Raw genomic sequence first — 13,242 nt, forward strand, 5'->3', positions numbered from 1 at the left:
CGCGACCGATGGGCCGACCGATCGGCCAAGAAATCGGCAATGGAGAAGCGCGATGAACCGTCGAACCGTCCTCGAAGCCACTTTGCTTGGGACTGCCCTCGCGGCAGCGTCCGGTGCGAGCACGCCAGCGGCAGCGGCCCAGCAGAATGAACGGCCGTCTTTTGTGACGGCCAGGGACGGCACAAAACTGTTCGTGCAGGATTGGGGCAGCGGACAACCCGTGCTGCTGCTGTCGGCCTGGACATTCGACGCCAGCATCTGGGGCAGTCAGATTGACGCCCTCAACGCAAAAGGCTTTCGCTGTATTGCGCCCGACAGGCGCGGGCATGGCCGGTCCGAGATGCCGTCCGCGGGTTATGACCTGGACACGCTGACCGGCGACGTCGCCGCGTTGATCGAGGCGCGCGACCTGCGCGACGTGACGCTGGTCGGCTTCTCGATGGGGACGGCCGAGGCGGTGAACTATCTCGGACGATACGGATCGGACCGGATCGCAAGGCTGGTGCTGGTTGCGCCGACGACGCCGTTCCTGGTCAAGACCGAAGACAATCCGGACGCGGTTCCCAAGGCGATGATCGAGGCCGACAACGCGGCCATCGCGCGCGACTTCCCGAAATGGATTGCGGCAAACGAAGCGCCGTTCTTCACTGCCGAGACACCCGAGATCACGCGGAGCTGGATCCGCCAGATGATGCTGAGCGTGCCGCTGCCGGTGGCGCTGGCCTGCCGCAAGGCCATCGCCTTCGCCGATCTGCGCGCGGCAGCCGCCAGGATCGATCGCCCGACGCTGATCGTCCATGGCGACAAGGATGCCAGCGCGCCGCTGCCATTGACCGGTGCAAAGACCGCGAAGCTGATCAAGGGCAGCAAGCTGACCGTCTACGAAGGCGCCCCGCATCCGCTGCCGCTGACGCACGGCGAGCGCCTGACCGCGGACATGCTGGCGTTCATGGGCGGCTAGCCCGCCCGCTCGATGTCAGTGCGGATGGTTCGCGCCGCCCAGACGAACAGGAGAGCGCCCAGCGTGGTCGTGACGGCCGCCGAGAGCAGCGAATAGCGCACGGCGTCGGCGCCGTAAGCGCCCTTCAGGGCGTCGTTGACCACGCCCACGGCGAGCGGGCCGACGCCCTGGCCGAAGCAGGTCGCGGTGAGTGCGATCAGGGCGGAGGCGAGCGCGCGCATGCTGGGCTTGGCCACCGTCTGGGCGATTGCGAAGATCGGGCCGAGATGGAAGCCGACCAGGAACGAGGTCAGCGCCAGCATCGCCACCATCATCGTGAAATCCTGCGTCAGCATGCAGAGCGCAAACACGGGGCCAGCGAGCCCAGAAGTGATCGCGGGCGCCCACAGCTTCCAGCGATCGTCGCGGCGGCTCACTTGCGCCACCACGAAACCGCCGAGCAGGGTGCCGGCCATGCCGGCGAGCCCCTTGAAAGTGCCGGCATAGGTGCCGATCTCGACGCTCGACAGATGGTGCACGCGGGCCAGGAACGGCGGGATCCAGGCCGCGGTCGCGTAGTTCGTGTAGGTGGTGAGGCAGAAGCCGATCAGCACGATGACGAAGCTCCGCTGCGAGGCCAGGAAACGCAGCGTCGGCCCGAGCGGTTCAGGCACGAAGCTCTCCTGCATGGCGCCGCGCTTCGGCTCGGAGATCGTCATCCACAGCAGCACGGCGAGCAGGATGCCCGGCAGGCCCGCGACATAGAACGCCGATCGCCAGCCATAATGCTGGTTGACGTAGCCGCCGACGAAATAGCCGAGGAAGACGCCGAGATAGGTGCCGATGGCGTAGATGCCGAGCGCACGCGGACGCTCGTTCTTGGCAAAGAGGTCCGCGACGATCGACTGCGAGGCGGGCGAGCCGGCGGATTCGCCAATGCCGACGCCGATACGCGCCAGCGCCAGCGAGGTCACGCTGGAAGCCGCGCCGCACAGCGCCGTCATCGCGCTCCAGAACGCGAAGGCGAGGGCGACGATGTTGCGCCGGTTGAGCCGGTCGGCGACGCGCGCGATCGGAATGCCCAGCAGGGAATAGAACAGCGCGAATCCGAAGCCCGCGAGCAGGCCCATCATGGTGTCGCTGAGCTGAAACTCCTTCTTGATCGGCTCAATCAGGACGTTGAAGATCGTGCGGTCGAGGAAGTTCAGCGCATAGATGATGGTGAGCAGGCCCAGCACGTAATAACGCCGCGCCGAGGGCTTTGCCGCGGCGGCCGTCTGCACCGACATTTGTGACGTTACATCGACCATCGCGCCCCCCAATTTGTCTTTGTTATCGTTGTCGGTCCAGCCCTTATTCGCGCCGGCGGCCTTGAAAGCGTTTTCGAGCGAAGCGGATGCCGGTTCGCGTAAAGAAAACGCGTCAAGACAAGGAGCTGGAGTCCCGGATGTAGTTCCCCGCTTCGAATTCGACCGCGGGCGCGCTTGCGTCGAACGAGACGCCGATCGGATCGCGATCGGCCGCCATCGTGTCGAGCTGCTCGGTCAGCATGCGCCGCATCATCAGGATGCCGCGGTCGCTCTGGCCGAAATGCTCCTCGGAATGGATGGTCTGCGGGCCCTGGCCGACCTGGGCTTCATAGTCGCCGGGGAATTGCTGGTGCTCGGCCTCGGTCATGTCCCACCAGAATTTTCCGTTGAACTTCGAGCGCATGCGGCCGATGTCGCCGGAATTTTTCACGCGGCCGGCGACGTAGATGCGGAAAGACGTGTCGTCGATCGGCAGCGTCCAGCCGATCGACTCGACGCGGGCGAATTGCGCCACGCGCGGGTTCGGCACGACGCGCAGGGTGGGGAGGACGGCTTCGGTGACGCGGTAGAATACCTTGCCGTCATCCTGCTTGCGGATCGAGCGCACCGCGATGCCGCGCGGCGTCTTGTCGAATTTCACCTCGGGCATCGAAGCCATCATGTTGGTGAATTGGGGTCCCGAGAACGAGCCGTGCAGCACCGGCACGTGATAGGGATCGACCACGTTCTCGAAATGCTGCAGCCAGTTGCATGGGATGACCGCCGGCCCGCCGCCGCCGATCGAGGAGTCATCAGCTTCGACGAACTCGCCGTCGTCCATGGTCTCCAGGCATTCGTAAGCCGGCAGCACCGGGCGTTTCTCGGCCGGACCCATATAGGCGAAGATCAGCCCGTAGCGCTCGTCGACCGGATACCAGGGCTGGCGCACCTTGTCCTTGAACTGGCCGCCGTCGGGCTCGCAGGGTTGCTCCAGGCAATGGCCTTCGGTGTCGAACTTCCAGCCGTGATAGCAGCAGCGGATGCCGTCTTCCTCGACCTTGCCGTAATAGAGCGTGGTGCCGCGATGGCAGCAGCGCGCGTGCAGCAGGCCGACGCGGCCGTGCTTGTCGCGGAACAGGATCAAATCCTCGCCGAGCGCGCGCACCTTCTTCGGCGTGTCGGTGGCATCGCTGGTGAGCCCGACCGGATGCCAGTAGCGGCGCAGCAATTCGCCCATCGGCGTGCCGCGCACGACCGACGTGAGCTCGGTGCGCGTGTGTGGCGGCTTCATCGCATAGGCCGTGCCGAGATCACGATCCCGCTGGGTCGTCGTCATGCTGTTCCTCCCGCCGCGGGCCTTGGTGGCCGGTTCGCATCTTGGTGCGGTGTCCCAGTGAAAAATAATTCGATGACAATGTCAACGATCTTCTGGAATGCCTTTTGGTCGCATTTCGGAAGTGGCGGGGGAGGTTGCGCTACCAGCACTTGGCACACCCCGGCTTTCTTGGCAGAGGTGGATGATGAGCCATACATCGAGCAGGGACGGGCGCGGGTCGTCCGATGCGGACGAAACTCATTCGCCGGCGCCGATCACGGTGATGCTGTCGTCGCGGCTGATGGTGCTGGCCAATCTGCTCAAGCGCGGCGCCATCCTGCGCTACAAGCGCCTCGCCGGATTGTCCTCGGTCGAGTTCGGTCTCGTCGCTTCGCTCGGCCGGCGGCCGCCGATGAGTGTGGCGCGGCTCGCCGAAGCCGTCGGGCAGGACAAGGGACAGATCAGCCGTGCGCTCGCGGAACTCGTTTCGCGCAAGCTGATCGCGAAATCGGCGAACCCGAATGACAGCCGCGAGGTGCTGGTCGCTCTGACCGCGGCAGGGCTCGCCGCGCATGATGCAATCGTCGCAGGTGCGCAGGATCGCAATCGGCAATTGCTCGAGCAGTTGAGCAAGGACGAGTTCGAGACTCTCCTTGCGCAGATCGATCGTCTCACGGCGACCGCCGAGAAGATGCTCGAAGCCGAAAAAGTGTCGCGCTGATCGCTCGGTAACCCCCGGAAACGTTGGATCGTTTCTAAGAGCCTTTCTAAGACCTTTTCAATTAGGGAATTCGCGCGCGCTCCCATAAGCGTCACCGCAAACGCATGCCGTTGGGGGAACGACGGCATGACGTCGCAAACATGCAGCTTCGGGGTGCGCGTTGAACAGTCTTGGAATGCTGCGGTCGGCCGTGCTGGCGACCGCATCCGCTTGGGTTTTGGTGCCGCAGGCATCGTTCGCACAATCCTCCGCGCAGGGCGGCGCGCAGAATCTGCCGTCGGTGACCGTCGCCGCGCCGGAAGCGCGCCGACGTGCTGCCGCGACGCCGCAGCGTCGCGCGCCGCGCTCGGTGCAGAGCGCCAATCGAAGCAAGCCGCAGCCACAGCGCAATGTCGGCTTCGTCGAGACGCCGCGCGGACCGGTGAATGGCTATGTCGCCGGTCGCAGCTCGTCCGGTACCAAGACCAACACGCCGATCATGGAGACGCCGCAGTCGGTGTCGGTGATCGGCGCCGAGCAGATCCGCGACCAGAAGCCGAGCAAGTTCGACGAAGTCCTGCGCTATTCGCCCGGTGTTCGCGGCGAGACGTTCGGCGCCGATACGCGCAACGACTGGTTCCTGATCCGCGGATTCAAGTCTGACGACACCGGCCTGTTCCTCGACGGGCTACAGCTCTTCTACACGTCCTATGCGAGCTGGAAGCTGCAGCCATTCAATCTGGAGCGCGTTGAAATCCTGCGTGGCCCGTCCGCAGTGCTGTACGGCGGGTCGAGCCAGGGCGGCATCGTCAATGCCATTTCGAAGATGCCGCCGGCTGAACCGATCCGCTATGTCGAGGTCGGCGTCAACAATTTCGGCAACGGCTATCTCTCGTTCGACTTCGGCGGACCGGTTGCAACCGCGACGGAGCCGGGCAAGCTGTTCTATCGCATCGTCGGTCAGGTCAAGAATGGCGGCACCCAGGTCGACTTCACCCCCGACAACAACTACTTCATCGCGCCGTCCTTCACCTGGAAGCCCGATGCGGACACCACACTGACGGTTCTTGCCTCCGCTTCCAAGCAGGACACGCGCGGCATCGGCTTCCTGCCCTATGTCGGCACCGTCGTCGACGCGCCCTGGGGGAAGATTCCGACCAGCCGTTTCGTCGGTGACCCCAGCGTCGATGGCTTCAAGCGCGAGCAGGAGATGGTCGGCTATCAGTTCGAGCGCAACTTGTCGGACAGCGTCACCCTCCGTCAGAACGCGCGTTTCGCCCATGTCGACGTGACTTATGCAACGCTCTACGGCCTCGGTTATGCGACGACGGCGGCTGCCGCCAATCTGGCACGCGGCAACTTCTTCACCAATGGCGTTGCCAATCAGGCCAATCTCGACAATCAGGTCGAGTACCGCTTCTCGACTGGTCCGTTCCAGCACATTTCGTTGTTCGGCGTCGACCTCAAGCACTACAAGATCGACGACTATCAGGGTTTTGGCGGGGCGACTTCCCTCAACCTGCTCGATCCCGTCTACACGCAGACAGCGCCTTTCAGCGGCGCTCCGTATCAGAACGCCACGCTGACGCAGAAGCAGTTCGGCGTCTATGCGCAGGACCAGATCAAGCTCGATCGCCTGACGCTGGTGCTCTCGGGCCGCAACGACTGGGTCGACACCTATAACGATAACCACATCGGTGCGAACATGGGGCGCAACGACAGCGCGTTCTCGGGCCGCGCCGGACTGATCTACAATTTCGATGCCGGCCTTGCGCCCTACGTCTCCTACGCGACCAGCTTTAATCCGATCATCGGAACCAATTTTACCCTGAACCAGCTTTATTTGCCGGAGACGGCCAAGCAGGCCGAGGTCGGCGTCAAGTACCAGCCACATGGCTTCGACGGGCATTTTGGAATCGCGTTCTTCGACCTGAAGCGTGAAAATGTGCTCACGACAGATCCGAATAATGCGCTGCTGTCGGTGCAGACCGGCGAAGTGACCTCGCGCGGTATCGAGCTCGAGGCGGTCGCGAACGTCATGCCCGGCCTGAAGGTGATGGCGTCCCACACGGTCTACGACATCTTCGTCAGCCGCGACCTCAATGCCGCGCTGATCGGCAAGCTGCCGACCAATACGCCGAGCCAGCTCACTTCGGGCTGGGCCGACTACACGATCCAATCTGGTCCGTTGACCGGGCTCGGATTTGGTGGTGGCATCCGCTACGTTGGCCGATCATTTGCCGACAATATGAACACGCTGGAGGTGCCGGCCTACGTGTTGGGCGACGCGGCGGTTCACTACGAATGGCAGGGCTGGCGGTACGCGCTCAACGTCTCCAACATCACGGACAAGATATTCGTGGGAAGCTGCTCGTCGGCAAGCGCATGCTTCTACGGCGATCGCCGGCGCGTCACTGCCAGCGTCTCCTACAAATGGTGAGGACGGGCGAGGGGAAACGGCCATCGTAAGAGCCTGACCAGCGAGCCGCTGGTCTTGACCCCAGAGATCGGTGAGCTCGCGGGCTTTGCCCCCCGGCCCGAAGCTCATGCGAGCGCGGCGCGCGTGACGACACTCCACGTCACCGGAGCCGCGCTCGCGGCCAATCCGGGCCGGCGCATTTGTGGATGTATTCGCCAGACGAGCCCCGGTCCGATCGTGGTGCATGGCTCCCGGATCGGCCGCCTGGGGATACGCGTCTTTGCTGAGCCTGGCCCGCGCGCGGCAGCGACCGTCACCGGCCTGCTTGCCGCATTGCTGTGGAATGCGGCTGCCTGCATGTCGCTGGGATGACGGTGGGGCACCTGTCCTCGTTGCAATCCGGACTTTGCTGCGGCGCGGCCTGAATAAAGTGAGCTTTCCCAACAGTGGACGTCACGGCCCAGCGCGCTTGGGCTGATCAGGGCGCCCTTGCTGGGGCGGTCGATCTGCTCCATACCAGCCGCGGGGTGATTCCGGGATTTTCACCGTTCTGGGGGCGGCAAAGGGCCTAAAAAGAGCGTGTCTTGCGCCCATTGGTGCACTGCGCTAAGGCTCAGAACAATTCCAAATCGGACGAATCCGTGGCTGTCCCGAGGCTGCGGGAAAAAGGGCTCGTCAATGAGCGGCATTCTGCAGAATTATCTTCCACTCGTGGTCTTTATAGGGGTAGCGGGCCTCATCGGCCTGGTGTTGCTGATCGCGCCGTTCATCGTGGCGTTCCAGCAGCCGGACCCGGAAAAGCTGTCGGCGTATGAGTGCGGTTTCAACGCCTTCGACGATGCCCGCATGAAATTCGACGTCCGCTTCTATCTGGTCGCCATCCTCTTCATCATCTTCGACCTCGAGGTGGCGTTCCTGTTTCCCTGGGCGGTGGCGTTCGGCAAGCTTGGCGCGACCGGCTTCTGGTCCATGGTGGTGTTCCTCGGCGTGCTCACGGTCGGGTTCGCCTATGAATGGAAGAAAGGAGCACTGGAATGGGATTGAACCCAGCATCCTCCGCCGGTCCGGTTCTCGCGCCGGCCCCCAAGGGCATCCTCGATCCGTCGACCGGCAAGCCGGTCGGGGCCAATGATCCGTTCTTCCTCGAGGTCAATTCGGAGCTGTCCGACAAGGGCTTCTTCACGGCCGCGACCGACGACCTCATCACCTGGGCGCGCACCGGCTCGCTGATGTGGATGACCTTCGGTCTTGCCTGCTGCGCGGTCGAGATGATGCAGGTCTCGATGCCACGCTACGACGTCGAGCGCTTCGGTTTCGCGCCGCGTGCCTCGCCGCGCCAGTCCGACGTCATGATCGTCGCCGGCACCCTGACCAACAAGATGGCGCCGGCGCTGCGCAAGGTCTACGACCAGATGCCCGAGCCGCGCTACGTCATCTCGATGGGCTCCTGCGCCAACGGCGGCGGCTATTATCACTACTCCTACTCGGTCGTGCGCGGCTGCGACCGCATCGTGCCGATCGACATCTACGTGCCGGGCTGCCCGCCCACGGCGGAAGCGCTGCTCTACGGCGTGCTGCTGCTGCAGAAGAAGATCCGCCGCACCGGCACCATCGAACGCTAAGGTTTTACGTCATGGATGACGCCAAGCTCGACGCCCTGGGGCAGACGATCGTGAGCGCGCTTCCGGGCGCCGCCATCGGTCACGCGGTGGCCTTCAACCAGCTCACGGTCGATGTCGAGGTCAGCAGGATCGTCGAGGTGGTCAAGTACCTACGCGACGACCCGAAGTGCCGCTTCATCAACTTCACCGACATCACAGCCGCGGATTATCCGTCGCGCGAAAAGCGCTTCGACGTGATCTATCACTTCCTGTCCCCGACCCTGAACGCGCGGATCCGGCTCAAGGCCCAGGCCGACGAGACCACGCAGGTGCCGTCGCTGATCGAGGTGTTCCCCGGCGCCGACTGGTTCGAGCGCGAGGCCTACGACCTCTATGGCGTGTTCTTCGTCGGTCACCCCGACATGCGCCGCCTTCTCACCGACTACGGCTTCGAGGGCCATCCGCTGCGCAAGGATTTCCCGACCACCGGCTTCGTCGAGGTCCGCTACGACGACCAGGAGAAGCGGGTGGTGTACGAGCCCGTCCGGCTCAACCAGGAATTCCGCAAGTTCGACTTTTTGTCTCCATGGGAGGGGGCCGATTATCCGGTCCTTCCGGGCGATGAAAAAGCAGGGCCGAAGGTCTGATCATGAACGAGCAACCCGAACAGCTTCGCAATTTCACCATCAACTTCGGGCCGCAGCATCCAGCTGCGCACGGCGTGCTGCGCCTGGTGCTGGAGCTTGACGGCGAAGTCGTCGCGCGCGTCGATCCGCATATCGGCCTGCTTCATCGCGGCACCGAGAAGCTGATCGAGCAGAAGACCTATCTGCAGGCGATCCCTTATTTCGACCGCCTCGACTACGTCGCGCCGATGAACCAGGAGCACGCCTTCTGCCTCGCGGCCGAAAAGCTGCTCGGCATCGAGGTGCCGCGCCGGGCGCAGTTGATCCGCGTGCTCTATTGCGAGATCGGCCGCATCCTGTCGCATCTGCTCAACGTCACCACGCAGGCGATGGACGTCGGCGCGCTGACCCCGCCGCTGTGGGGTTTCGAAGAGCGCGAGAAGCTGATGGTGTTCTACGAGCGCGCCTCGGGCAGCCGCATGCATGCGGCCTACTTCCGCGTCGGCGGCGTGCATCAGGACCTGCCGCAGAAGCTGGTCGACGACATCGAGGCCTGGTGCGATCCGTTCCTGAAGGTGGTGGACGACCTCGACCGCCTGCTCACCGCCAACCGCATCTTCAAGCAGCGCAACGTCGACATCGGCGTGGTGCCGCTGAAGGAAGCCTGGGAGTGGGGTTTCTCCGGCGTGATGGTGCGCGGTTCGGGCGCGGCCTGGGATCTGCGCAAGTCGCAGCCCTATGAATGCTACGCCGAGTTGGATTTCGACATCCCGATCGGCAAGAACGGCGACTGCTACGACCGCTATCTGATCCGCATGGAAGAGATGCGCCAGTCCGTGCGCATCATGAAGCAGTGCATCCAGAAGCTGAACGCGCCTGACGGGAAGGGTCCCGTCGTCGTCGAGGACAATAAGGTCGCGCCGCCGCGCCGCGGCGAGATGAAGCGCTCGATGGAAGCGCTGATCCATCACTTCAAGCTCTACACCGAAGGCGTTCACGTGCCGGCCGGCGAGGTCTACACCGCGGTCGAGGCGCCCAAGGGCGAGTTCGGCGTCTATCTGATCTCGGATGGCACCAACAAGCCCTACAAGTGCAAGATCCGCGCGCCGGGCTTTGCCCATCTCCAGGCCATGGATCACATCTGCCGCGGCCATCTGCTCGCCGACGTCTCGGCGATCCTCGGCTCGCTCGACATCGTGTTCGGAGAGGTCGATCGGTAATGGGCCAGCAGGCGCCGATCCAGTTTGACCGTGCCTCGGGGGCCCTCGAAGGGGCCAACCTGTGGGAGCGGACGGCTGCCTTGGCGCTGGTGACGGGCTCGAAGATCTCGTCGCACTTCTCGCATATGGGCTACATCGCCTGCGCCAACCTGCTGCGCAAGACGCTGCCGGAGCGCAACATCGCGATCAGGCTCAATGCCGACGCCGTGTTCGAATTCCCCTACGGCGACGGTTACTGGAGCAAGCTGCTCAATCGCTCCTATAATTACGAAGATGAGCTAGAGCTCTTGTTCGCCAACGCCGCCGATGTCGACTACACGCTGATCGATTGCGGTGCGAACTACGGCTACTGGTCGGTATTGGTCTCGAGCGCGCCGTTCGGTGCCCACAAGGCGATCGCGATCGAGCCGTCGTCGGACAATTTCGCAAAACTGTCCAACAACGCCGCGGTGAATGGCCGTCGCTTCGAATGCATGCGCGTGGCAATCGGCTCCTCGCGCGGCACTGCGCGGCTGTCCGGCACCAAGCACGAGAAGTTCAGCATCGCGGGTCCCGGCGGCGGCGAGGAAGTGCCGGTCATCGCGCTCGACAATCTCATCGATGACGGCAAGGTCGCTCCGAACGGTAAATATCTGATCAAGCTCGACGTCGAAGGCGTCGAGATCGAGGCGATCAAGGGCGGCGCCCGGCTGCTCGAGGCCGACAGCGTCATCATGTGCGAGGAGCACGGCAGCGACCGCAGCCACGCGGTGTCGCGCTTCATCCTGGAACAGACCCCGCTGAAGCTGATCGTCTACGATCCCAGCTCGAAGCGTATGGAAACGGTGACCGAGCTGTCGATCCTCGATCGCATCAAGGTCTCGACCCACGTCGGCTACAATGTTTTCGGCACAGCAAGCGCATTCTGGCAGGACAGGATCAACGTCCTGAATGCCAAGACCGCGCGCCGTATGCAGTGAGAGATTGAACAGATGTCCGTTCGCCGATTAGCACCGAAGGAAGTCCAGCCCGCGAGCTTTGCGTTCACGGAGGAGAACCTCGCGTTCGCCAAGCAGCAGATCGCGAAATATCCTGCCGGCCGGCAAGCCTCCGCGGTCATCGCCATCCTCTGGCGCGTTCAGGAACAGCACGACGGCTGGGTTTCGGAGGCCGCGATCCGCGCCGTCGCCGACTTGCTCGACATGCCCTATATACGCGTGCTGGAAGTGGCGACCTTCTACACGATGTTCCAGCTCGCACCCGTGGGCAAGAAGGCCCACGTCCAGGTCTGCGGCACCACGCCGTGCCGCCTGCGCGGCGCCGAGGATCTCATCCACGTCTGCGAGCACCGCATCCATCACGATCCGTTCCATCTGTCCAAGGACGGCAATTTCAGCTGGGAAGAGGTGGAGTGCCTCGGTGCCTGCGTGAACGCGCCGATGGTGCTGATCGGCAAGGACACCTATGAGGATTTGACCAAGGAAAGCTTTGGCAAGGTGCTCGACGGCTTTGCGTCGGGCAATCCGCCCAAGCCCGGCCCGCAGAACGGCCGCCAGTTCTCGGCGCCGACCGGCGGGCCGACCACGCTGAAGGAAGTCACCTGATGCGTGATCTCTTGCCGCCGGCAGTGGAGGGAAGTGCTGCCATGAAGAAGTGGGGCTTCATCGCCATGCATGCCGCCGTGGCGGCCACATTCATTTTCCTGCTGCAGCGTTTCAGTCTGAACGCGTCGCTGGAATCCAGCCTGCTCTGGGCGCTGACCTTCGCCGTCTGCGCCGCCGGACTTGCCTACAAGCAGTCCAATCGTTGATCGGAAAGCACTGACATGCTCGAGGACAAGGACCGCATCTTCAAGAACCTCTACGGCCTCCATGATTGGGGGCTCGAGGGCGCGCGGCGCCGCGGCGCCTGGGATGGTACGAAGAACATCATCGACAAGGGCCGTGATTGGATCATCAACGAGATGAAGGCCTCGGGCCTGCGCGGCCGCGGTGGCGCCGGCTTCCCGACCGGTCTCAAATGGTCGTTCATGCCGAAGGAATCGACCGACGGCCGGCCGAGCTATCTCGTCGTCAACGCCGACGAGTCCGAGCCCGGCACCTGCAAGGACCGCGAGATCATGCGGCACGATCCGCATCTGTTGATCGAGGGCTGCCTGATCGCCAGTTGCGCGATGAACGCGCATGCCTGCTACATCTATGTCCGCGGCGAGTTCATCAGGGAGCGCGAGCATCTCCAGGCCGCGATCGACCAGGCCTATGAGGCCAAGCTGGTCGGCAAGGACAACGTCAACGGCTGGCCGTTCGACATCTACGTCGCGCACGGCGCCGGCGCCTATATCTGCGGCGAGGAAACCGCGCTGCTCGAAAGCCTCGAAGGCAAGAAGGGCCAGCCGCGCCTGAAGCCGCCATTCCCGGCCAATGTCGGCCTGTTCGGCTGCCCGACCACCGTCAACAACGTCGAGTCGATCGCGGTTGCGCCCGACATCCTGCGCCGCGGCGCCGCGTGGTTCGCCGGCATCGGCCGTCCGAACAATGTCGGTACAAAGCTGTTCTGCATCTCCGGCCATGTCGAGCGGCCCTGCAACGTCGAAGAGGCCATGGGCATTCCGTTCCGTGAGCTGATCGAGAAGCATTGCGGCGGCATCCGCGGCGGCTGGGACAACCTCAAGGCCGTGATCCCCGGCGGCTCGTCGGTGCGCATGGTGCCGGCCGAGCAGATCATCGACACGCCGATGGATTTCGACAGCTTGAGCAAGCTGCGCTCGGGTCTCGGCACCGCGGCCGTGATCGTGATGGACAAGTCCACCGACCTGATCCGCGCGATTGCCCGCATCTCCTACTTCTACAAGCACGAGAGCTGCGGCCAGTGCACGCCGTGCCGCGAAGGCACGGGGTGGATGTGGCGTGTGCTCACCCGCATGGCCGACGGCCGAGCCCACAAGCGCGAAATCGACATGCTGCTGGAAGTCACAAAACAGGTCGAAGGCCACACCATCTGCGCGCTCGGCGACGCTGCGGCGTGGCCGATCCAGGGCCTGATCGCGCATTTCCGTCATGAGATCGAAGCGCGCATCGACCAGTATTCGCACAAGGCTGACATCGACGATATCGGCGTCCGCGATCCCGTGAACATGGTCGCGGCGGAGTAAGA

At 63.8% G+C, this 13,242-nt stretch carries 14 protein-coding genes; 12 read left to right on the top strand and 2 right to left on the bottom strand.

The genetic code is table 11. The features are described 5' to 3' along the window. Window positions 1-52: 52 nt before the first annotated feature. Window positions 53-961, top strand: a complete 909-nt coding sequence (locus OC450_RS22505; protein WP_262048706.1) for an alpha/beta fold hydrolase — start codon at window positions 53-55, stop codon at window positions 959-961. Here the strand turns inward: OC450_RS22505 and OC450_RS22510 are convergent. Together OC450_RS22510 and OC450_RS22515 are read right to left on the bottom strand one after the other, a co-directional pair. Continuing rightward, complete coding sequence (locus OC450_RS22510; protein ID WP_256807190.1) at window positions 958-2,250, bottom strand: spinster family MFS transporter; 1,293 nt, start codon at window positions 2,248-2,250, stop codon at window positions 958-960. The two genes, OC450_RS22505 and OC450_RS22510, sit on opposite strands and share 4 nt — an antisense overlap. Window positions 2,251-2,362: 112 nt before the next feature. Beyond that, a complete protein-coding gene (locus OC450_RS22515) occupies window positions 2,363-3,565 on the bottom strand; it encodes an aromatic ring-hydroxylating dioxygenase subunit alpha (protein ID WP_262048707.1) in 1,203 nt (400 codons plus the stop codon). A 184-nt stretch (window positions 3,566-3,749) separates the two neighbouring features. Here OC450_RS22515 and OC450_RS22520 point away from each other — a divergent pair, with 184 nt between their 5' ends. From OC450_RS22520 to nuoF, 11 genes are all read left to right on the top strand, one after another. Continuing rightward, window positions 3,750-4,265 (top strand): MarR family winged helix-turn-helix transcriptional regulator, encoded by a 516-nt coding sequence (locus OC450_RS22520; RefSeq protein WP_211386023.1) that lies wholly within the window; start codon window positions 3,750-3,752, stop codon window positions 4,263-4,265. A gap of 175 nt (window positions 4,266-4,440) precedes the next feature. After that, window positions 4,441-6,684: a TonB-dependent siderophore receptor gene (locus tag OC450_RS22525; protein WP_262048708.1), complete on the top strand. Its 2,244-nt coding sequence runs from the start codon at window positions 4,441-4,443 to the stop codon at window positions 6,682-6,684. A 54-nt stretch (window positions 6,685-6,738) separates the two neighbouring features. Then, window positions 6,739-7,035, top strand: coding sequence for a hypothetical protein (locus OC450_RS22530; protein WP_256807194.1), 297 nt, complete (start codon window positions 6,739-6,741; stop codon window positions 7,033-7,035). Window positions 7,036-7,341: 306 nt separating this feature from the next. Further along, window positions 7,342-7,707 carry an NADH-quinone oxidoreductase subunit A gene (locus OC450_RS22535; RefSeq protein WP_007603535.1) on the top strand — a complete coding sequence of 122 codons (366 nt, stop codon included), beginning with the start codon at window positions 7,342-7,344 and terminating at the stop codon, window positions 7,705-7,707. Then, window positions 7,698-8,285: a NuoB/complex I 20 kDa subunit family protein gene (locus tag OC450_RS22540; protein ID WP_256807195.1), complete on the top strand. Its 588-nt coding sequence runs from the start codon at window positions 7,698-7,700 to the stop codon at window positions 8,283-8,285. Before OC450_RS22535 ends, OC450_RS22540 begins: the two co-directional genes overlap by 10 nt. A gap of 11 nt (window positions 8,286-8,296) precedes the next feature. Continuing rightward, on the top strand, window positions 8,297-8,911 hold the full coding sequence (locus tag OC450_RS22545) for an NADH-quinone oxidoreductase subunit C (RefSeq protein ID WP_211386027.1): 615 nt from the start codon (window positions 8,297-8,299) through the stop codon (window positions 8,909-8,911). Window positions 8,912-8,913: 2 nt separating this feature from the next. Further along, entirely contained in the window at window positions 8,914-10,110 is a 1,197-nt protein-coding gene (locus tag OC450_RS22550) for an NADH-quinone oxidoreductase subunit D (RefSeq protein ID WP_211386028.1), read from the top strand. Continuing rightward, on the top strand, window positions 10,110-11,069 hold the full coding sequence (locus OC450_RS22555; protein WP_211386029.1) for an FkbM family methyltransferase: 960 nt from the start codon (window positions 10,110-10,112) through the stop codon (window positions 11,067-11,069). The genes OC450_RS22550 and OC450_RS22555 overlap by 1 nt, the downstream gene beginning before the upstream one ends. A gap of 12 nt (window positions 11,070-11,081) precedes the next feature. Beyond that, a complete protein-coding gene (gene nuoE, locus OC450_RS22560; RefSeq protein ID WP_211386030.1) occupies window positions 11,082-11,693 on the top strand; it encodes an NADH-quinone oxidoreductase subunit NuoE in 612 nt (203 codons plus the stop codon). Then, window positions 11,693-11,899, top strand: a complete 207-nt coding sequence (locus OC450_RS22565) for a hypothetical protein (protein ID WP_262048709.1) — start codon at window positions 11,693-11,695, stop codon at window positions 11,897-11,899. Before nuoE ends, OC450_RS22565 begins: the two co-directional genes overlap by 1 nt. A gap of 15 nt (window positions 11,900-11,914) precedes the next feature. Beyond that, entirely contained in the window at window positions 11,915-13,240 is a 1,326-nt protein-coding gene (gene nuoF, locus OC450_RS22570) for an NADH-quinone oxidoreductase subunit NuoF (RefSeq protein ID WP_256807198.1), read from the top strand. Window positions 13,241-13,242: the final 2 nt, after the last annotated feature.

The sequence above is a fragment of the Bradyrhizobium sp. Bra78 genome (assembly GCF_024519855.1).
In the GTDB taxonomy this organism is placed as follows: Bacteria; Pseudomonadota; Alphaproteobacteria; order Rhizobiales; family Xanthobacteraceae; genus Bradyrhizobium; species Bradyrhizobium japonicum_G.

Bases quoted from the DNA above. Each gene is read 5' to 3' on its own strand.
- OC450_RS22505 (WP_262048706.1), top strand. From the start codon at position 53: ATGAACCGTCGAACCGTCCTCGAAGCCACTTTGCTTGGGACTGCCCTC.
- OC450_RS22510 (WP_256807190.1), bottom strand. From the start codon at position 2,250: ATGGTCGATGTAACGTCACAAATGTCGGTGCAGACGGCCGCCGCGGCA.
- OC450_RS22515 (WP_262048707.1), bottom strand. From the start codon at position 3,565: ATGACGACGACCCAGCGGGATCGTGATCTCGGCACGGCCTATGCGATG.
- OC450_RS22520 (WP_211386023.1), top strand. From the start codon at position 3,750: ATGAGCCATACATCGAGCAGGGACGGGCGCGGGTCGTCCGATGCGGAC.
- OC450_RS22525 (WP_262048708.1), top strand. From the start codon at position 4,441: ATGCTGCGGTCGGCCGTGCTGGCGACCGCATCCGCTTGGGTTTTGGTG.
- OC450_RS22535 (WP_007603535.1), top strand. From the start codon at position 7,342: ATGAGCGGCATTCTGCAGAATTATCTTCCACTCGTGGTCTTTATAGGG.
- OC450_RS22540 (WP_256807195.1), top strand. From the start codon at position 7,698: ATGGGATTGAACCCAGCATCCTCCGCCGGTCCGGTTCTCGCGCCGGCC.
- OC450_RS22545 (WP_211386027.1), top strand. From the start codon at position 8,297: ATGGATGACGCCAAGCTCGACGCCCTGGGGCAGACGATCGTGAGCGCG.
- OC450_RS22550 (WP_211386028.1), top strand. From the start codon at position 8,914: ATGAACGAGCAACCCGAACAGCTTCGCAATTTCACCATCAACTTCGGG.
- OC450_RS22555 (WP_211386029.1), top strand. From the start codon at position 10,110: ATGGGCCAGCAGGCGCCGATCCAGTTTGACCGTGCCTCGGGGGCCCTC.
- nuoE (WP_211386030.1), top strand. From the start codon at position 11,082: ATGTCCGTTCGCCGATTAGCACCGAAGGAAGTCCAGCCCGCGAGCTTT.
- OC450_RS22565 (WP_262048709.1), top strand. From the start codon at position 11,693: ATGCGTGATCTCTTGCCGCCGGCAGTGGAGGGAAGTGCTGCCATGAAG.
- nuoF (WP_256807198.1), top strand. From the start codon at position 11,915: ATGCTCGAGGACAAGGACCGCATCTTCAAGAACCTCTACGGCCTCCAT.